This is a genomic window from Dictyoglomus thermophilum H-6-12 (assembly GCF_000020965.1).
Taxonomy (GTDB): domain Bacteria; phylum Dictyoglomota; class Dictyoglomia; order Dictyoglomales; family Dictyoglomaceae; genus Dictyoglomus; species Dictyoglomus thermophilum.
This window is the reverse complement of the sequence record NC_011297.1, coordinates 136,537-156,345: the sequence shown is the minus strand read 5'-3', so window position 1 is coordinate 156,345 and position 19,809 is coordinate 136,537. Positions and strand designations below refer to the sequence as shown.

The following is a 19,809-nucleotide window of genomic DNA, read 5'->3' as shown; positions in this document are numbered from 1 at the left end:
GTATAATGTTGGTATATTGTCATTATACCAATAAAAATTTCCATGTCAGTATAGTTTGAGAGAGGAGGGAAAAGCTTATACCAGTGGGGTAAATCTATTAAAATCCCTACTTAAGTAAACAAAGGAAAGAGGCGAAGAGATATTCTATGAGGGAAGATCTTTATAAGATAAGAAAATTATGAGATAACAACAAAATAGAATATAGCAAGGTTGTATGCAACCTCTTATCCTTATTGTAGTTTCTCTCTTGACTATAATTTTGATTTTTTTAAACAGTCTCAGAAACCAAAAAATTCCTAAACTGTATAAGTATGAACACAGGTAAGACTAAAAGAATATAAGGCTAAAGTTTTCCAACTCCTCAAAGCTATGCTTTTTCCTTAATAAAAATCTCCTTATTTATTAAAATCAGTGCTTAGTTTCCTAAAATAAGGATAAATTAAATAAAAAACTAAACCGACTTTTAAACTTTATTTAGCTTCTTGAAAGCAAAAATCTTTAAAAAAGAAGATTTTATTAGTCAACAAGGCAAAACAGGAAAACCTAAATCAAAAATTTTTATTAAAATTATTGACATTTAAGTAAAATTTTTTTAAAATAACATTAACAATTATAAAAAGGAGGGTGTATAATGAGAAGACTTAACACTTTTTTCTTAGTGTTCCTACTACTTTTAGGTATTTCTATCTCCTTTTCACAAAAAGTTGTCACAATTAGATTTGCAACTTGGGATACTGGAGAGCTTTATAAAATAGAGCAAGAAATAGCCAAAAGATTCGAAAGGGAATACCCCAACATAAAAGTACAAGTAGAAAGCTATGGAGATTCTTTTGATCAAAAATTAGCTGCCTCCTTCGGAGCCAAAAATCCACCAGATGTAATGTATATGTGGGATTTCCCTACCTACTACGAATCTCTAATTCCTCTAGATGACCTATTAAAACAAGATAAAAGTATAAATTTAAATGATTATTACCCAGCATTATTTAACTATTGTAAATATGAAGGTAAATTATATGGACTTCCTGTTGGATTTACAAGCCACGTAATATACTACAACAAAGACTTATTCAAGACCCAAAAAATAACAACACCATCTACTAATTGGACTTGGGACGAATTTATAGAAAAAGCAAGAAAATTAACAAACCCATCCCAAAAAATATATGGCTTTGCATTCCCAGTAAGTCCAGATCCTTATGACTTTGAACAATTTCTTTGGAGCAATGGAGGATCATACTGTAGTCCGGACGGTAAAGAAATAAACGGATATTTAAATAGCAGAGAAATGGTAGAAGTCTTGAGTCTTTTTACAAAGATGTTGAAAGAAAAAATCGCAGTTCTTACAGGAACTCAACAAATACAATCAGGAGGAGATCTCTTTAAGGCTGGGAAACTTGGAATGCTTGAAAGTGGTATATGGAGACTTCCTGAATTCATTGAAGCCAAACTTAATTTTGGAGTTCATATACTTCCTGCCTTTAAAGGGAAACCAGTTAAAAGTATATTAAATGTTTCTGCTATCTCAATAGCAAAAGACACAAAGAATCTAAAAGAAGCTTGGGAATTCGTTAAATATTATAGTTACAATAAAGAAGCTATAAAGATGAGAAAAGGAGATTTACCTACTAGGAAAACCGTTGTTGCTGAGCTAAAATTAAACTCTAATCCTTATTATAAGCCTTTTTACAAAATGATTGAGGTTTCTGCAGATAAGATTCCATCATTCTATTTGAATAAAAACATGAGAAGAATATATGATGAATTAGCAATTACTATAGAACAAATATTCAGTGAACAGGCTAACGAGGAAAAGATAAAAGAATATCTTGACAATCTCGTCAACCGTACTAAAGATTGGTTAAAAGATTAAATTTTATAAGTTAAAGTTTAATATAGGCCAGGAGTATTACTAAGATATTTAACAATATTTTAAAAGGGGGGAACAATAGTAAACTATTGTTCCCCCCTTAATAAAATCGAAAAATAAATCAAAAATTTAAAAAAGTTAAAAAAGATGAAATCTCGCAATTTATAAGTAATTCCAACCTTATTCATAAGAATAAAAGAGGTGAATATTTATGAGGATTAAAAACAAAAAAGAATATATTCCTTTTCTATTTCTCATGCCCTGGATTTTAGGTTTTTTAATATTTACCATAGGCCCTCTCTTTTTTTCTTTAGTGATGAGCTTCTATAAATGGCCCATTGTGGGGAAACCAGTCTTCATTGGTTTAAAAAACTACTCAGATATGTTCAAAGACCCCCTTTTCTATCATTCCTTGAAAGTAACCTTTAAATATGTACTCTGGTATGTACCATTAAATACTATATTCGCTTTGCTCTGTGCAATATTAATTAACACTAATTATAAATTTACCACTTTATTTAAAGCATTATTCTTTCTTCCTACCGTTGTCTCTGGAGTTGCAATAGCAATAGTTTGGTCTTGGATATATGATAAAGAATATGGAATCCTAAATTATATTCTATCTCTTTTATTAAAAATAGAAGGCATCAATTGGCTTGGAGATACTAGATGGAGCGTTTTCTCTCTTGTAATTGCAAGTTTATGGACTATGGGTAATACCATGTTGATCTTTCTCGCAGGATTAAAAGGAATTCCCAAGGAATTATACGAAGCAGCATATATTGATGGAGCTACGTGGTGGCCTAGGTTTATCAAAATTACAATACCAATGCTTTCTCCAACCATATTATTTAATCTGATAACTACCCTTATAAGTGCCTTCCAGGTTTTAACACTTGCATTACTATTAACTGGAGGTGGCCCTGCTAGAAGTTCATATGTTTATGCTATGTATGTATACCACAATGCTTTTAGATATTCAAAACTAGGCTATGCTTCTGCTAATGCTTGGATAATGTTTTTAATAATACTAATCTTAACTTTGATATTATTTAAGAGTTCAAACAGATGGGTATATTACGAAGGGGAAAAATAGGAGGTGTATTTTAAATGAATAAGATAATAAAGATAGGTTACTATTTAGTAATGATTGTGTTATCAATATATTTTATCGGTCCTATTTATTGGATGATAATAAGTGCTATAAAACCCCCAAATGAAATATTTACATACCCTCCAGTATTTTTTCCGTCAAAAATTAATTTTAAAAATTTTGTGGATGCTTGGAATGCTCAACCATTTGCTCTCTACTTAAAAAATTCACTAATCATTGTTCTCTTTAATACCTTAGGTCAGGTTTTTTCCTGTACCCTTGTAGCTTATGGTTTTGCAAGATATAAGTTCAAAGGCCGAGAGCTTCTATTTACTATTCTACTCGCCACCATGATGATTCCTTGGGACGTAACTATGATTCCTCAATATGTACTTTTCAAAGCTCTAAAATGGATTGATACTCTAAAACCTTTTATTATTCCAGCATGGTTTGGAAGTCCATTTTATATATTCCTTTTAAGACAATTCTTGCTTACCATACCTAAAGAACTAGAAGAAGCCGCAGCAATAGATGGGGCAAATGATTTTCAAATATTCTTAAGAATATTTATTCCTTTAATAATTCCAGCTATTATGGTACTAATCATATTTAACTTCTTAACTTGCTGGAATGATTTTTTAGGTCCTCTGATTTTTATAAACAATCCCCAAAAATACACTTTAATGCTAGGAGTAGCTCAATTTAGAGGCTTACATCATATTGAAATAAATAAAATTATGGCAATTACAACTATAGCTTCTATTCCACCGTTAGTATTGTATATTTTTGCCCAGAGATATATTACCGAAGGAATTGTAAGTGTTAGTGTAAAGGGGTGATTTTTCTGTCTGTAGATTTATTAAAAAACATACCTTTTAGCACAAGAGGGTCTTATATTGTAATAAGCTTAGATGAAAGAAAAAGCTTATGGATAAGACACATCTCAGGAGGAGACAATGATTGGGGTAATCTAATAAAAATTGAATGGGATACAGTAAACTCTGATATATTTTTTAATTTCTATGAACTAAGAATAAACAAAAATGATTCATCCATAAACTTTACTTTTTATGATGATAATACCCTTGTTATTAAGAGCATAAATCATCCTGTAACCCTTAAATTTGCAACAAGAGGTTATGATAACTTGATTGAAAGAGATAAAAATATTTATGAATTTAATTGTTCTCATAAAAACAACGTAATACTTTTAATCGAGGTATTAGTAGGAGAAACAAAAATATACACAAAATGGAATGGTTTAGGATGTGAATCTGCAGAATTATATATATATCCCCTGAATGGAATCTCTCTGATAAAGATAACCGACAAAATAGACAAAGTTTCTCTAAACATAAAACCTACCTATGAAGAAGCTTTAGAGAAAAACAAGAAAAAGTATGACAATTTTTCCTCCAAATTCAAAGGGAACAAAACTTTTGAATACGAATTAGCTCAATATATACTATGGTCTAATATTGTATCTCCAAGAGGACTACTTAAATATGAGACTATTTATTCTTCAAAAAATAAGATGACAAATGCCTGGAGTTGGGATAATCTTTTTATAATATTACCACTCGTCAATAAATTCTTCGATTTATCTATTAATGCAATAAAAACATTTACTGAATTGCAAAGAGAAGACGGGCTGATACCTGATTTTGTAAATGATGTTTATTGTTGTTATAACTTTTGTAAACCTCCTATTATTGGCTTCATTATTGAATATCTAAACAGAAATAAATTATTAAGCTACGAAGAAATAACAGATTTATATGAACCTTTAAAAAATTGGGCACTATGGTGGTTAAATTTTAGAGATGACGATAAAGACTACCTAATACAATACAATCATGGAAATGAAAGTGGTATGGATAATTCTACAATTTTTATATCTTCTCCCCCAATAGAATCACCAGATCTCAATTCATACTTAATTATCCTCTTTAGAGTACTTCAAAAGATGGCTATCTTAAAATCTAAAAGATTTGAAATGGATTTATTTAGAGATATAGAATCAAGACTATACCTCTCTCTTATAAATTTATGGGATGGAGAAGATTTTGTAGCATATGATAAAAATCATAATAAAATAAATTCTGAAAGTTTACAAAAATATATACCCTTAATATTAGAAGATCTTAAACCAGAAATTATAAATCAAATCCATAAAACATTAATTAAAAAATACTTGTCTCCGTATGGAATAACTACCGAGGCTCAAAACAGCAAATATTTTAATGAAACTGGATATTGGAGAGGTCCAATTTGGGCTCCAACTACTTTTATTTTCTATGAAGCCTTGCAAAAGCATGGGTATTTAAAGACTTCACAAGAATTGAGAAAAAAATATTTGGCTATGATTAAAAATAGCTATTTTAGTGAAAATTACAATCCAAAAACAGGAGAGGGACTCTGTGACACAGATTTCAGTTGGACTGCTAGTATATTCCTTACATTCTATGAAGAGGAGGAAAGAGTAAATGATTAAGACTTGGGAAAATCACAAAATAACTAACATAAATAGACTACCTGCAAGATCCTACTTCTACTCGTACCCAACTCTAGAATCTGCCTCTTACTTCGAAAAAAAATTATCCTTAGGATATAAATTATTGAATGGAAAATGGAAATTTCTTTACTTAGAAGCTCCAGAATATTCGCCAGAAGGATTTCAAAAGAAAGATTTTGATGACTCTAATTGGCAAGAAATCTACGTTCCTGGAAGTTGGGAGATACAAGGCTTTGGAAAACCCAATTATACTGATCTATTATATATTTTCCCATTAAATCCCCCTTATGTTCCTACGGAAAATCCTTGCGGAATTTACAGAACCTGGTTTTTTATTCCTGCAAATTGGCTTGATAAAAGAATAATAATCAAATTTCATGGAGTCTCTTCAGCTTTCCACTTATGGTTAAACGGCTTTGAAATTGGATATAGCAAAGGTTCAAGATTAACCTCAGAATTCGATATAAGTAAATATGTTGTAGAAGGCCCAAATTTACTTACAGTAAGAGTATACAAATGGTCAGATGGGAGTTATCTGGAAGGCCAAGATATGTGGAAACTCGCAGGAATCATAAGAGATGTTGAGATTGGAGTCGAACCTTTAGATGGTATATTTGACTTCTTCGTAAAAACGGATTTAAGCGAAGATTATAAGAAGGGGAATATAAAACTTAACCTAAAATTCTGGAACTTTGTAGAAGAAATTACTTTCGAATATATTCTTGCGGATGAATATAATAATATAATATATTCAGATAACTTTAAAGTATCTGGTAACGAACTAAACATTATTTCTCCTTATTTTGATATAAAAAAATGGTCTGATGAAGAGCCATATTTATACAATCTTTTTCTAATTCTTAGGAAAAACCAAGAAATAATACAAGTAATTCCACAAAAAATTGGATTTAGAAAAATAGAAATATTAGGAAATAAGTTTTTACTAAATGGTGTTCCAATCAAATTGAAGGGAATTAATAGACATGAGTTTTATCCTAGTTTTGGATATTTTACCCCCATGGACATTGCAGAAAAAGATATAAAACTTCTAAAACAGTACAATATAAATTCCATTAGAACATCACATTATCCAAATTCTCCTTACTTCTATGATCTATGTGATAAATATGGTGTATACGTGATTTCTGAATGTGATATTGAAACTCATGGTTTCGAACTTGTTGACAAGCATAACTACCTTGCTAACAACCCTGAATGGGAAAATGCCTTTATTGATCGTATTGAAAGAACAGTTCATAGAGATAAGAATCATCCTTCTATAATAATGTGGTCCTTAGGTAATGAATCTTCTTTTGGAATAAATTTTGAAAAATGTGCAAAAAAAATACGAGAAATTGACAATACTCGAATGATTCACTATGAGGGTGACAAAGAAGGCAGAGTCACAGATGTATTTTCTACTATGTATACATGGCTTGAACCTGAGAATGAAAGTAAATCTCTACTAGAAGTTATTAAGAACTGCAATAAACCATATATTCTGTGTGAGTACGGACATGCAATGGGCACAGGACCTGGTGGATTAAAGGATTATCAAGAATTATTTGAAGCACATGAAAACTTTCAGGGAGCCTTTATATGGGAGTTTTGTGATCATGGATTACCTATCCAAAATAAAGGTTATGGATATGGAGGGGATTTTGGAGATGAACCTAATGATAGTAACTTCTGTATAGATGGAATACTTTTTCCTGATAGAACTATTAAACCAGGCTTTTTAGAGTTAAAAAAAATCTTTGAACCAATAAAAATTGAATTGCTTAATATTGAAAAAGGCATCTTTGTAATTAAGAACTTATATAATTTTATTTCTTTAGATCACTTGTTAGTTGTTTATTCGATTTGGAACAATAATGGCATAATTAAAAGTGGAGAAATTACACCATCTAACATTCCTCCAAGGTGTAAAAAAGAAATAGAAGTAGAAGATGTCATAAAAATCAGAAATAATGAAAACATAAAACAGGAAACTTTCATTGATTTTTATGTTATTCTAAAGGAAGATACACCTTGGGCTAAAAGAGGGCATATTGTTTCATACTTTCAATATAGAATTAAAGAAGAAGAAATTAAAGAAGAAACCTCTCTCATAAATAACCATACTAAAACTCCCATATCTGTCATTGAAAAGGGAGATATTCTTGAAATAATAGGGGAAGACATAAAAATAACATTTGATAAAGTAAAAGCAAAACTAATAGAAGGAGAAAAAAACAGCAAAAAAATCAGACTCTTCGGTCCTTTCTTTAATTTCTGGAGACCACCTATTGACAATGACAAAAATATCACAAGTGACTATATAAATAAATATCATTTACCTTTTATAAAAGAGAGAGTTGATAAATTTGAGATAAAAGACTTTAAAGATTTTTTAAACATAGAGACTCAAATCTTATATGGAACAATAAACTCTACTTGGTTCTATGTGATAGATTATTCATATCATATATATCCTACAGGAGACATTATTATAAAAATATCCGCGAAAACTAAAGGAGATAAAGACAAAGCCCCCAATATGCTCCCTAAACTTGGTTTCAAATGGTATCTTTCTAGAGATCTAAGAAACGTAAGATGGTTTGGAAGAGGACCGCACACAAATTACATAGACATGAAAGAATCAGCACTTATAGGATGTTATGAGGATTATGTCGAAAATCTCATGGTAAGTTATATAAAACCTCAAGATTCAGCTAATAGAAGCGATTGTAAGTATGTGAGTCTTACAGATGATTATGGGGTTGGAATTTTTGTTAGTACTAGTAAATCTTTTGATTTCAGCGCATATCCTTATGAAGATACTGAAATTCAGAAAGCAAAGCATAATTGGGAGTTAAAGAAAAGCAATTTCATAACTCTAAACATAGACTACAAGAATAATGCATTAGGAACTAACTCCTGCGGACAAAACCAACTATTAAAATATCGTTGTAAATACGAAGATTTTTCAATAGAACTTTTTATTTCAATATTTAACCATTATGAAATTTCCGAAAACCTGAAATATCTTATTTCAAAGAAATTACTTAGGAGGGACAAATAATGCATAATTTGTCTTTTTCGTATATAAGTTCGTATATAAGCTTAATTTTAGCAACGACCATATGGGGATTTGGCTTTGTAGCTGTTAAAGAAAGTGTAACACATATTACCCCTATACAAGTATTGTTTATCAGATTTTTCTCTTCTGCCTTTTTCCTTATTATTATTTACTATAACTCTATCAGGAGTTCTAGATTACAAACAATAAAAAGAGGATTTATATTAGGCTTTTTTCTTTTTCTTGCTTTTTGGACTCAAACTATAGGTATATTCTATACTACTCCTGGAAAGAATGCCTTTCTTACAAGTACTAACGTGGTTATAGTACCATTTTTATATTGGTTAATAAGAGGGAAAAAACCAAAATTCTTTCACATAGTTTCAGCCTTATTATGTGTACTAGGAGTTTTTTTATTATCATATTCTGGAGATGCTTTTTATCTAAATAAAGGAGATTTTTTTAGCCTATTATGCGCTCTGTTTTTTGGATTTCACATAGTTTTTACTGATATTTTCATAAAAAATGATGACCTGATAAATTTATCCTTTTGGCAATTTTTAACTGTTTCTTTAATCTCTTTGCTCCTTATCTTAATAAAATATAATTTTGTTTGGTTTAAAAATCTTGTATTTATTATTATAGGAGAAAAAAACAAAAGACTTTTATTTAGCTTGGTCTACATTTGTTTATTCAGCACCTTATTAGCCTACATATTACAAACCTACTCCCAAAAATTCATAAAACCTTATATTACTTCAATTATACTAAGTACTGAAGCTATTTGGGGATATTTAGCTTCTTACCTTTTATATAAAGAGGATATAAACTTACCTACTATACTTGGGTGTGGGCTCATTTTATCTAGTGCTATTATCGTATCTCTAATCGATCTTAAAACAAATTAGAGTTATTTTTCAATTAAACTTCTTTACAACTTTCCCTCACTAGAAGCTCTGTTGAAATAGTAACTTTCTTGCCAATTTTACGGTTTCTCTTTAGTCTATCTTTAAGCAAATATAAAGATGTCTCAGCCATTTCTTCAACTGAAACATTAACTGTAGTTAAAGGAGGTGTCATAAAACGCGAAATTGATATATTATTAAAACCAACAATACTTATATCTTCAGGAATTTTCAATCCCAATTCATAAATTGCCTTATAACATCCAATAGCCATAGAATCATTAGAAACAAATATTGCAGTTGGTTTATCAGGAAGATTTAGCATTTCCTTTGCAGCCATATATCCCCCATGAGGGGTAAAATCTCCATAAAATATATAATTCTCATTTAATAAATTTTTCTCTTGCAAAAATTTGCGAAAGTATAACTCTCTCATATCCATGTTCCCCGTATTTTCTCTTCCGCTTATAATTCCAATTTTTTTATGTCCTAAAACTAGTAAATATTCTAAAGCCTGCTTAACTCCCAATTTATAGTTTACTACAACACTATCCACATATGGATTGTCACAAGAAAAATCTACTAAAATAATATTTAGATTCTTAGACAAAAAGCTATAAAGTTTTTTTTCTTCTAAATTTCCTAAAATTATTACCCCATGATAATTTTCAAGCTCTTCTAAACTTAAATTATCATCTTTAATCTCCGCAAAAAATTCGTTCATTCTAAGCAACCGCTCAATAGTTACACGAAGAGATAAGTAATAAGTATCCTCTAGCTCGACTTTTTCAGAGTATGCTTTAACAATTAATATCTTTTTATAGGTTTTAGTTCTCCTATATTTTTTAGGATAATAGTTTACTTCTTCTGCAGCCTCAAAAATCTTTCTTTTAACTTCGTCAGAAACTGCAAAATTCTCATCATAATTCAAAACCCTAGAAACTGTTGCTATAGAAACCCCAACTTTTTGAGCTATATCTTTCATTGTAATTGACTTTGTTTTCTTCATGTTTTTAATTATAACCTAAAAAATACACATATTACAACTTGGATTCATACTCCATAACCGCATAGGTAGGGAGATAGGTACCAGTATGAAGAATATATAAACAGAAAAACTTAAAGCTCTCCTTAAAAATTATTCTTACTTCATTAATGAAGATTTCTTTATTCCTCAGTAGCGTCATCTCTATCCATAATTAATTTCAAACAGTTTCTTGGATATCAATTGACTTAAAAAATTTTTAAGGTATAAACTTAGTACAACTTAAAAACAAAGATAATAAAAGAGGAGTAATTAAAGAATGAGGAATATGAAAAGATTAAATATTATTAATAAAATGATTTTTATTATAATCCTAATTTTCTTTTCCATTTCCTATAGCTATTCTTATGTAGAGTTGAGAGCTGATATTAATTCTCATAATGAGATTAATCCTGGTTTTATTCCCTATTACTCCAATGAGGTCTTAGTTTTAACTTATCATGTACTAGATAAAAAAGTAAAAGGCCCTATTAGTATTTCTCCCCAACTTTTTGAAGAGCATATAAGATATTTAAAAAATGCGGGATTTCATCCAATAACTCCAGAGACTTTAAGAGAGTTTATGGAAGGAAAAACAGATATCCCTGACAATGCAGTACTCATAACTTTCGATGACGGATATGAAAGTTTTTATAAACTTGCTTACCCTATTCTGGAAAAATATAGAGTACCTGCAATAAACTTTATTATTGTATCCATGGTAGGCAAAGTTGGTGCTTTTCCTCATCTTACCTGGAATGAAATGAAAGAAATGCTAAAAAGCAATCTTATATACTTTGGATCTCATACTTATGATTCCCATCATCTTGTGAGAACAGGACTCTTTAGTCAAGCCCCAGCCCTTGTAGGACATATCTATAAACCTCTTTTCTACAGAGAAAGTGATGAAGAATATAAATCAAGAATCTCTGGAGATTTATGGTACTCAAAATATCTTCTTGAAAAGAACTTAAATATTGAAGTAAAAGATCTTTGTTTCCCATATGGAGCTTATAATTCTACTGTGTTAGAGATCGCTAAAGAACTAGGATACGAAGTTTTCTATACTACTAACAAGGGAATTAATAAACCTGGAAAAGATAAATATATAATAATTAAGCGATTGAATGCAGGAAGTTATAATATGAGTCTAACTAGGTTTCAAAGTATGCTTTTTAAATATATAATATTAAGCCATCCCCAAATTCACACAAATAAGTTCATCAAGAATTCATTTAAACATCATAAGAAGATGAGGTAAATGTAGTTTCTTTAAATTTACTGTGACCTCTGCCAAAATATATGTTTATTTTTATTCCATACTGCTTTGACAGTTCAAATAAGTTTTCTCTTATGAGAGAATAAAAATTATTAAAGTTATCCTTATTAAAAAGAATCTCCTTCATTCTTGGAAGAATATTGGGATAATACTGAGCCATCCTATCTTCTACTTCGGTAAAAGTCCCACCAATAGTATTGAAACTTTCTGTGTATATCTCTTCTATTCCAAGAACCTTAAAGGTTTTAATTAATTCCTCTGCGTCTGAAAAGAAGGGCCAAAAAGGCCCCATCATTGCATATACTTTTATATTCTCTTCTTTTAATTTACTTATAGCTAAAATTCTATTTTCTATAGGAGGAGAGTTTGGCTCTACCAAATTTTTCCAATCTTCATCAAGGGTATTTAATGTGAAATTTACATCAACATTTTTAAACCTCTTAAGAATATCAATATCCCTTAATACAAGATCAGATTTTGTAAGTATGCTTACAGGATAAGGATACTCTGACAAAATCTCAAGAACCTTTCTAGTAATCTCATACTTTTCCTCTAATGGTTGATATGGATCCGTAACTGTACCTACATAGATGTTACCATTTTTGTATCTTTCTTTTTTAATCTCTTTGCTGAGAATTTCAGGCATATTTATTTTTACATCTACAAAATCTCCCCATCTCTCAGTATGTTTTGTAAATTTTTTCATAAACCTTGCATAACAATAAATACATCCATGAGAGCACCCAATATATGGATTTATTGCCCATCCACCATCAGGGAATTTACACTTAGAAATAGCCGTCTTACAATTTATTTCTTTTATAACCATAAAAAATTTAACCTATCCTTAAAAATATTGTCTTTGAAAAATAAATACACTTTAATTTCCCCCTATGGATAGATTATATCAATCCTTATAAGAATCAGCAAGACCAAAAATTTCTAAATTACCATATTTACAACTCTAATCTTTTGTGATATGATAACTTTCACTAAAAGGTTGTTTGAGTATGTTTGAGTTTTTAAAAAGAAATTTTGAGTTCGTTAAGAAAATACTTGAGACTCCTTGGGAATCCCCTAAAAGAGCTCTCAAGTATTTTTATTTTCCCAGAAAGAGAGGTGAAGTGTACCGAGAGTATCCTAAGAGTGTTCTTTTTTCAAGGGTTCCGGAATGCTCCCCAAAAGCTTCCCCAGAAACTCTAAAAAATTTCCATGAGGTGAAAAAATGAGCAAGACTTTGTATGTAGGTAATTTACCTTGGTCAACAACAGAAGAGGAACTAAAAAATATCTTCGCAAGCCACGGTACTGTATATTCTGCAAGAATCATATCTGACAGAAATACAGGAAGATCTAAAGGATTTGGCTTTGTAGAGGTAGATGAAAGCGAAGCTGAGAAAATGATCTCTGCTCTTAATAACACAGAGGTTAAGGGAAGAAGAATAATCGTTAACGAGGCAAAACCAAGGGAAGAAAGACCACGTGAGAGAAGAAACCGTGGTTAATTTATGAAATCAAAAATAAATTAAATTTAGAGAATAAAAAGAGGCCCCTTTGAATTTGAGGGGCCTCTTTGTTTGGTAATATAATAAAATTAGTAAAAATGAAACTAAAGGAGGCAAAAGAAGAAAAAAATGAAAAAATGGAAGGCAGTTGTAATAGGAATTTTAGTACTCCTTATAGTCTTAATAGCTGTAGGAGTAGGAGGATATTACTACATCCAAAATAGCTTCAATTACACTCCTACAAAGAATTATCCTGTTTTAGAAAAAGTAGAGCTTTTAGATGTAGCCTTTAATAAAATCGAAAAAATAAACGTTGCTCTCTTAGGAGTAGACGAGCGAAAGACGGATCCGGGAAGAAGTGATACTATTATAATTATCTCCTTAGATGTTAAAAATAAAAAGGTCAATATTCTCTCTATTCCGAGAGACACAAGGGTATATATACAAGACCATGGTTTTACCAAAATAAATCATGCTTATGCCTATGGAGGAGTACCTCTTTCACTAAAAACTTTAGAAAGTTTTTTAAACATTCCTATACACTACTATGTAAAAGTAAATTTTCAACAATTTGAAAAGTTTATTGATGCCATCGGAGGTGTAGACATAGAAGTAGAAAGGAGAATGTATTATAGAGACAAAACTGATAAATTTCTTGTAGATCTTACCCCAGGGGTACATCATTTAAACGGTAGGGAAGCTCTTGGTTATGTGAGATTTAGACATGATCCAATGGGAGATTTAGCAAGAGTAGAAAGACAGCAAAAATTCCTTATGGCTCTTTTTAAGCAAATGAAAGAAAAAATAAATCTTCTAAACATGCCCCAATACATATCTTTGGCTGGCTCTATTTTTGAAACCAATGTATCCCTTATGGAAGGTATTGTAATAGCTTCAAAGTTTATGGATATAAGTGAAGAGGATATACATACTTTTATAATGCCAGGCACTACTGAGACTATAAATGGCATAAGCTATGTTATTCCTGATGAAAGTAAATTAAAAGACATTTTAGAGCAATATTTTAAACCTAATAATATAAAGGAGGGGTGATGAATTTCTTGGAGAGTAGAGAAAAAGCCATAAGAGTTGCCCGTATTGTGTTGGAGAAGAAAGCAGAAAATGTAATAATAATTGATGTATCCCAAATATCAGGACTTACCGATTACCTTGTTATATGCACAGGACTTACTAACACTCAAAGAAAAGCAATCCAAAGAAGTGTGGAAGAGGAAATGGAAAAATTAGGTTTTACTCCAAGAGGTATCGAGGGAAGAGAAGGCACTGGATGGACTTTACTTGATTACTATGATCTAATAGTACATATCTTCTCACCAAGAGCAAGAGAATTTTACGACATAGAATCTCTCTACGAGAATGTTCCTAAAATAACTGAATTTTAAAAAATGATAGATATACCTCCTTTATGGCAACAAACGGCAGACGATATTCTGCTTAAAAAGGGAGTCGTTATTGTTATAGGATTGCCCAATTCTGGAAAAAGTACCTTTGTAAAATTTCTTGCAAGTTATGGAGTAAAAAACAATTTAAAAGTAGCCATCATTAATTCTGACTTAGGACAGGCAGATATTGGTGTACCAGGAACCATATCTTTAAGCCTTTTAGAAAATGAACTTTTCTCTTTTGAAAACCTACCTATAAAAAGCTGGTATTTTATTGGAGAGATAACTCCTACAGGAAGATTTCTACAAGTAATTACGGGAGTAAGAAGACTTCTTGATGAAGCTAAAAAAATGGCTGACATAGTAATCATAAACACCTGTGGCCTTGTAAAGGGTAGATTAGGGAAAATCTTAAAATATTATAAAACCTTTGTAATAAATCCTGACCATATAGTTGCTATACAGACTGATAATGAGCTTGACCCTCTTTTAAAAATCATAGGAAGACTTTCTAAAAATGTGTATAAAATACCCAAAAGCATTCTTGCAAGAGAAAGACCTCCTGAAGAGAGAAGAGAGTTTAGGGAAAAAAGATATGAGATGTACTTTCAAAATGCAAAAACGTTACTTTTTCCTATATACTTGGTACATTCTATAGACAAGTATATAGACTTTCAAAAAGAGGACTATACAGGAAGACTTGTAGGGCTAATTGATGAAAAAGAAAACCTATTAGAACTTGGAATAATTCAGGAGGTAAATTTAGAAAAGAGAAACCTGCTAATTTTTACCCCTTTAAAAGAGATAGACAAAGTAAAAAGAATTGAAATAGGAAGTATCAAATTAAAAGTGATAAGAGAAATGTAACGCCACAGGCTTTCTAGAATAACATTGCCTGTGGCGTTATTAAATTATATTTAGAAGTAATATCTAAAACCAAAAGCTCCATCTACGTCAATACTGGTTTGAGGAACCAATTCTAATGTTGGAACAAGTTCAAAGAAAAAGTCTAAATTCATTCCTTTAGGAATGTAAACGACCCCAAGAGGAATCCTAATTCCAAAATTTGTATTATCAGCTGCTAATATTCTTACTCCTACCCCATAGTAAAAGGGCATTGAACCTGAGCTAGGTTTAAATATTCCATAATTATGAGTCACCATATCAGCAAAAAGATGAAGAACATTAGCATTCAAACTCCAAGCTAAGCCAAAATCAAAAGCCTGAGCTTTACCCTGCCAAAGCCTAAAAGACAGTCCTGTAGGTTCTCCTATAACTACGCCAACTCCAAAATTACCAGCATAAGTGATGGAAAAAGATAATAAAACAACCAAAAGCACAAAAATGAACTTCTTCAATCCCCTTCACCTCCGATACAAGAATTTTTAAGATTTTAATATTATACCACAAAAAAGAGGTCTGCTATTTCTCTTGGCAGACTCCCTAAGATTTGAAGAATGAGTTATAGGTAATCCATATCACCACATTCCCCATAACTAAAAAAATAAAATTTTTAAGTAAAAATTAAGCTAATTCTTAAAAAACTTTAAGTATCAAAGACTATAATTTAAAGCAAATAAAAATTTAACTTGGAGGTGACCAGAAATGAAAAGATTTGTATTGATGTTAGGAATTCTTCTTATGTCCTTCACTCTATTTAGTAATTTAGGAATTTCTGCAGTAAATCTTAGTTCCCAAGAAATTAAAGATATACTTCATATGAGGGAGGAGGAAAAATTAGCAAGAGATGTATATACAACTTTATACAACCTTTACAAAATTCCTACTTTTTATAACATATCAAAATCAGAACAAACTCATATGAATGCTGTAAAGACTTTAATTAATTACTACAATCTAAAGGATCCAATAACAGATGATAGTGTCGGAAAATTCTCAGATCCTAAATTCACAGAACTTTACAATAATTTAATAGAAAGAGGCAAAAAATCAGTAATTGAAGCCTTAAAAGTTGGAATTTTAATTGAAGAACTTGACATAAAAGATTTACAGGAGGCAATAAGTAGAACCAATAAAGCCGACATAATAAGGGTTTATACAAATTTATTAAAAGGATCCCAAAATCATAAGGAAGCTTTTATAAAGGTTCTACAAAGATATGGAGAAAGCTATACTCCAACTTATACAAATTAATTAAATTGGGGCTCCCCTTCGGGGAGCCCATGTTTTATTCGGATTGCTCTTTCAATATTACGGCTGGAGAAATAGACTTTATTTTTCTTCTCCCAAGATATCTTGAAAGTAAAAAAGCTGCAAAAAGATATACAAAGGAAAAGATTACATCCTTAAATTGAGCTTGCATTTTAAAAGAGAAATCTACATCTTTTAGTACTTCCTTTATGAGATAACCTATAAGCATGTTATAAAGAGGAATTCCTAAAAGAAAACCAATCATAAAAGAGAAATTATTAAAACCAAGAAACATAGAACTCAATTCTCCATCTCTAAATCCAAGAATCTTAAAGATAGCAAGAGGTTTTCTATTTTCTGTAATCACAAGAGAGGCAAGAACATAAATTATGGTAAAAGCAAGGAAGAAGGATATAAGATACATCACCTGAAGCATTTGGTCTATACTTTGTGCAGAATCCCTAAATACCTTTATTGCATCCTCTTTACTCATATAAGTAACAAGATTTTCCTTTGGAACATCAAGTTTATCAAGAGAGTAAAGCCCTATAAAAGAGCCTTCTTCTAAATCAAAAGTCTTATTAAACTCTTCTAAATTCATATAGCCACTATTTCCTACATAAAGATCTGCAATACCTGTAATCTTCAAACTATATTCTTTACCATTAATGTTGTTTACCAGGGTCAAAACATCTCCAACCTTGAGGTTGAATTTATCTGCTAAAGATTGGGAAATTACAAGACCCTCTAAATTTATCTTATTTCCTTTATTATCTTTCAGAATTATCATCTGAGAGTCTTTTAAAATTCCATAGATTACTACCTTCGATTTAGTACCCTTAAGATAGAAAGATAACATATTAAAAGGTTCTGCATTAGGATATTTATTCTCTTTTTCGTAATAATTAAAGATGTACATGTAGTTATATTTAAAAATATTTTTGAATGTATCTTCCACAAGGTAAGATAGGGCAGATTTTGCTACGACTCCATAGAGAATAATCAAAGTAGCAAAAGCGACTCCTACTATCAAAACAAGCTCTCTTGAAGGATGCAAAAGTCCCTGTTTTAACATTATTCTTCTCTTAAAAGAAAATCTATCAAGAAATTTCATACGAAATCTTGTTTTAAAACTCTTTTCCGACTCTCCTCTTATTATCTCCACAACTCTTTTCTTAAGAAGGTCTCTAATAGCTATGTATCCAGAAGGAATCATAAAAAGAGCAGGTACAAAAAGAGCAATAAAAAGATCTTTCACAGGGATAAACTTTTCTACTACAGGTACACTTATAAAGGACACATAGAAATCTGTAAAAGGACCAGAAAGGGCATAACCAAGAGCACTTCCTGGAATGGCCCCCATCAGCCAGATATATATGGGGAAAAGAATATATACACTTACAATCTCTTTACTACTGTATCCCAAGGCATAAAGAGTACCAATCTCAGCATGCATTGAGTTTATAAGCCTTCTCAAAACAATAAAAAGAAGAATTGAGGAAATAATCAAAATAGTACCAGCAATAACAAAGGACATAGGTCTTGCACTCTTCATTTTCATCTCTGTAACTATAATTCTAAAGTTTTCATCCTTCTCCACAAAAGAAAGAAGAGTATACTTAGAATTTAACTCTGTCTTAAAAGAATCAAGATCAGAAATACTTCCTCTTACCATGTAATATCTATAGGCAACACTGCTCAAAAACTTTTTCATATCTTCAAAATTCATTATTCCAATTCCAAAATGCAAGGGATCAGGAAGAAGATCAGTTTCATTTTTAGTTATATATATGTAATCGGGAAGAGCTACATATCCTGAAATATGAAAATCCATACCATTTATGTTGATTACATCACCTATCTTTAGTTTATTGGTCTCTGCGAAATTAGGATCTACAGCAATTTCTCCTATCTTAGGAAGGCTTCCCTCAAGAATCAAAGGCTTATTTACTTTCTCTGTTACATTAAAAAACCTTATTACTTTATCACCATATTGAAAATCCCATGTAAACTTCTCCTCAATAAGCACATTATATTTTTTCTCAAGAGCCTCTATATCTATAGGAAAGAAGGTTGTAAAGTGGAAATTCTCTTGATTATACTTTTCAACAAAATTTTGATAATTGGTATCAATATTTGTAATAAGAATACTAAATAGGGCATAGCCAAAAGAAGCAAAAAGCACAAGAAAAATTATCCCTAAAAAATGAGACTTATCCCTCCACATTATTCTGAGGGGAATTTTCTTAAGCATTACCAAACCACCTCCTCAGCAGGTACAGGAGATGGATTATCTTGATATTCAACTAACTCACCACTTCTTAGCCTTATAATCTTGTGAGACATCTTAGCGATAGCAGTATTATGAGTAGCAATTATAATTGTGGTACCATATCTTTTATTTATATCCTCAAGGAGTTTAAGTACTCTTTTCGCATTTTCAAAATCAAGAGCACCAGTAGGCTCATCACAAAGAATTATAGCCGGATTTTTCACTACTGCCCTTGCTATAGCTACTCTTTGCTGTTCACCTCCAGAAAGCTCAAAGGGAAATTTATCCTTATGTTCCCACATTCCCACAATCTCAAGTACTTCTTTAGGATCTAAACCATCCTCTGAGAGATATTTTGTAGAAAGTACATTTTCTAAGACCGTTAGAGAATTCACAAGATTATAAAATTGAAAGATAAAACCAAGTTTCCTTCTACGATAGTTAGTTAACTCTTTATCACCGTAATTAGTTATATCTTCTTCCTCAACTATAACTTTCCCTTCATCAGGTTTATCAATTCCTCCAAGAATATTAAGAAGAGTGGTCTTTCCAGAGCCTGAAGGCCCAAGTATTACATAGATTTTACCCTTTTCAAGATCCATAGAAACTCTTTTAAGAGCATTAATTTTAGTTAGTCCTAACTGATAACTCTTAGAGAGATCTTTGATTTGAATAAACATAATATTCCCCCTTTCTTAAAATCTAACCTATTATATGACTAATCAGTCACAA

General features: G+C 30.8%; 17 protein-coding genes. 12 read left to right on the top strand and 5 right to left on the bottom strand.

The window, feature by feature from the left end; all coding sequences use genetic code 11:
- The first annotated feature begins 631 nt into the window (after positions 1-631).
- The 6 genes from DICTH_RS00685 to DICTH_RS00660 all read left to right on the top strand — a co-directional run bounded on the left by DICTH_RS00685 (position 632) and on the right by DICTH_RS00660 (position 9,447).
- A complete protein-coding gene (locus tag DICTH_RS00685) occupies positions 632-1,873 on the top strand; it encodes an ABC transporter substrate-binding protein (RefSeq protein WP_012547405.1) in 1,242 nt (413 codons plus the stop codon).
- Between the two features lie 208 nt (positions 1,874-2,081).
- Complete coding sequence (locus DICTH_RS00680) at positions 2,082-2,966, top strand: carbohydrate ABC transporter permease (protein WP_012547629.1); 885 nt, start codon at positions 2,082-2,084, stop codon at positions 2,964-2,966.
- 14 nt (positions 2,967-2,980) lie between these two features.
- Positions 2,981-3,802: a carbohydrate ABC transporter permease gene (locus DICTH_RS00675; protein WP_012548457.1), complete on the top strand. Its 822-nt coding sequence runs from the start codon at positions 2,981-2,983 to the stop codon at positions 3,800-3,802.
- On the top strand, positions 3,799-5,457 hold the full coding sequence (locus DICTH_RS00670) for an amylo-alpha-1,6-glucosidase (protein WP_012547459.1): 1,659 nt from the start codon (positions 3,799-3,801) through the stop codon (positions 5,455-5,457). Before DICTH_RS00675 ends, DICTH_RS00670 begins: the two co-directional genes overlap by 4 nt.
- Entirely contained in the window at positions 5,450-8,542 is a 3,093-nt protein-coding gene (gene ebgA / locus DICTH_RS00665; protein ID WP_012548204.1) for a beta-galactosidase subunit alpha, read from the top strand. The genes DICTH_RS00670 and ebgA overlap by 8 nt, the downstream gene beginning before the upstream one ends.
- Positions 8,542-9,447, top strand: a complete 906-nt coding sequence (locus DICTH_RS00660) for a DMT family transporter (protein ID WP_012548233.1) — start codon at positions 8,542-8,544, stop codon at positions 9,445-9,447. The genes ebgA and DICTH_RS00660 overlap by 1 nt, the downstream gene beginning before the upstream one ends.
- Positions 9,448-9,460: 13 nt before the next feature.
- Here DICTH_RS00660 and DICTH_RS00655 read toward each other — a convergent pair whose 3' ends face one another.
- Positions 9,461-10,453 carry a LacI family DNA-binding transcriptional regulator gene (locus tag DICTH_RS00655; RefSeq protein ID WP_041723138.1) on the bottom strand — a complete coding sequence of 331 codons (993 nt, stop codon included), beginning with the start codon at positions 10,451-10,453 and terminating at the stop codon, positions 9,461-9,463.
- A 295-nt stretch (positions 10,454-10,748) separates the two neighbouring features.
- On the opposite strand from DICTH_RS00655, the gene DICTH_RS00650 reads away from it, so the two are divergent.
- Positions 10,749-11,729 (top strand): polysaccharide deacetylase family protein, encoded by a 981-nt coding sequence (locus tag DICTH_RS00650; protein WP_012547496.1) that lies wholly within the window; start codon positions 10,749-10,751, stop codon positions 11,727-11,729.
- On the opposite strand, the gene DICTH_RS00645 is transcribed toward DICTH_RS00650, so the two are convergent.
- Entirely contained in the window at positions 11,704-12,576 is an 873-nt protein-coding gene (locus tag DICTH_RS00645) for an SPL family radical SAM protein (protein ID WP_012548072.1), read from the bottom strand. The genes DICTH_RS00650 and DICTH_RS00645 overlap by 26 nt on opposite strands.
- A 396-nt stretch (positions 12,577-12,972) precedes the next feature.
- On the opposite strand from DICTH_RS00645, the gene DICTH_RS00635 reads away from it, so the two are divergent.
- From DICTH_RS00635 to DICTH_RS00620, 4 genes are all read left to right on the top strand, one after another.
- Positions 12,973-13,251, top strand: a complete 279-nt coding sequence (locus DICTH_RS00635) for an RNA recognition motif domain-containing protein (protein WP_012547761.1) — start codon at positions 12,973-12,975, stop codon at positions 13,249-13,251.
- A 129-nt stretch (positions 13,252-13,380) separates the two neighbouring features.
- The gene (locus tag DICTH_RS00630; protein ID WP_012548619.1) at positions 13,381-14,304 is read left to right on the top strand and encodes an LCP family protein; all 924 of its coding nucleotides are present in this window, start codon (positions 13,381-13,383) and stop codon (positions 14,302-14,304) included.
- The gene (gene rsfS / locus DICTH_RS00625) at positions 14,304-14,654 is read left to right on the top strand and encodes a ribosome silencing factor (protein WP_012547208.1); all 351 of its coding nucleotides are present in this window, start codon (positions 14,304-14,306) and stop codon (positions 14,652-14,654) included. Before DICTH_RS00630 ends, rsfS begins: the two co-directional genes overlap by 1 nt.
- Positions 14,655-14,657: 3 nt before the next feature.
- The gene (locus DICTH_RS00620; RefSeq protein WP_012548049.1) at positions 14,658-15,521 is read left to right on the top strand and encodes a Clp1/GlmU family protein; all 864 of its coding nucleotides are present in this window, start codon (positions 14,658-14,660) and stop codon (positions 15,519-15,521) included.
- A gap of 50 nt (positions 15,522-15,571) precedes the next feature.
- Here DICTH_RS00620 and DICTH_RS00615 read toward each other — a convergent pair whose 3' ends face one another.
- Positions 15,572-16,012 carry a hypothetical protein gene (locus DICTH_RS00615; protein ID WP_012548398.1) on the bottom strand — a complete coding sequence of 147 codons (441 nt, stop codon included), beginning with the start codon at positions 16,010-16,012 and terminating at the stop codon, positions 15,572-15,574.
- Between the two features lie 247 nt (positions 16,013-16,259).
- Between DICTH_RS00615 and DICTH_RS00610 the strand changes: the two genes are divergently transcribed.
- Positions 16,260-16,808: a DUF2202 domain-containing protein gene (locus DICTH_RS00610; RefSeq protein ID WP_012548292.1), complete on the top strand. Its 549-nt coding sequence runs from the start codon at positions 16,260-16,262 to the stop codon at positions 16,806-16,808.
- 34 nt (positions 16,809-16,842) lie between these two features.
- Here the strand turns inward: DICTH_RS00610 and DICTH_RS00605 are convergent, their stop codons facing one another.
- The gene (locus tag DICTH_RS00605; RefSeq protein ID WP_012548704.1) at positions 16,843-19,059 is read right to left on the bottom strand and encodes an ABC transporter permease; all 2,217 of its coding nucleotides are present in this window, start codon (positions 19,057-19,059) and stop codon (positions 16,843-16,845) included.
- Positions 19,059-19,757: an ABC transporter ATP-binding protein gene (locus DICTH_RS00600; RefSeq protein ID WP_012547581.1), complete on the bottom strand. Its 699-nt coding sequence runs from the start codon at positions 19,755-19,757 to the stop codon at positions 19,059-19,061. Before DICTH_RS00600 ends, DICTH_RS00605 begins: the two co-directional genes overlap by 1 nt.
- Positions 19,758-19,809: the final 52 nt, after the last annotated feature.

Bases quoted from the DNA above. Each gene is read 5' to 3' on its own strand.
- DICTH_RS00650 (WP_012547496.1), top strand. From the start codon at position 10,749: ATGAGGAATATGAAAAGATTAAATATTATTAATAAAATGATTTTTATT.
- DICTH_RS00630 (WP_012548619.1), top strand. From the start codon at position 13,381: ATGAAAAAATGGAAGGCAGTTGTAATAGGAATTTTAGTACTCCTTATA.
- DICTH_RS00605 (WP_012548704.1), bottom strand. From the start codon at position 19,059: ATGCTTAAGAAAATTCCCCTCAGAATAATGTGGAGGGATAAGTCTCAT.
- rsfS (WP_012547208.1), top strand. From the start codon at position 14,304: ATGAATTTCTTGGAGAGTAGAGAAAAAGCCATAAGAGTTGCCCGTATT.
- DICTH_RS00620 (WP_012548049.1), top strand. From the start codon at position 14,658: ATGATAGATATACCTCCTTTATGGCAACAAACGGCAGACGATATTCTG.
- ebgA (WP_012548204.1), top strand. From the start codon at position 5,450: ATGATTAAGACTTGGGAAAATCACAAAATAACTAACATAAATAGACTA.
- DICTH_RS00655 (WP_041723138.1), bottom strand. From the start codon at position 10,453: ATGAAGAAAACAAAGTCAATTACAATGAAAGATATAGCTCAAAAAGTT.
- DICTH_RS00680 (WP_012547629.1), top strand. From the start codon at position 2,082: ATGAGGATTAAAAACAAAAAAGAATATATTCCTTTTCTATTTCTCATG.
- DICTH_RS00600 (WP_012547581.1), bottom strand. From the start codon at position 19,757: ATGTTTATTCAAATCAAAGATCTCTCTAAGAGTTATCAGTTAGGACTA.
- DICTH_RS00660 (WP_012548233.1), top strand. From the start codon at position 8,542: ATGCATAATTTGTCTTTTTCGTATATAAGTTCGTATATAAGCTTAATT.
- DICTH_RS00685 (WP_012547405.1), top strand. From the start codon at position 632: ATGAGAAGACTTAACACTTTTTTCTTAGTGTTCCTACTACTTTTAGGT.
- DICTH_RS00645 (WP_012548072.1), bottom strand. From the start codon at position 12,576: ATGGTTATAAAAGAAATAAATTGTAAGACGGCTATTTCTAAGTGTAAA.
- DICTH_RS00635 (WP_012547761.1), top strand. From the start codon at position 12,973: ATGAGCAAGACTTTGTATGTAGGTAATTTACCTTGGTCAACAACAGAA.
- DICTH_RS00610 (WP_012548292.1), top strand. From the start codon at position 16,260: ATGAAAAGATTTGTATTGATGTTAGGAATTCTTCTTATGTCCTTCACT.
- DICTH_RS00675 (WP_012548457.1), top strand. From the start codon at position 2,981: ATGAATAAGATAATAAAGATAGGTTACTATTTAGTAATGATTGTGTTA.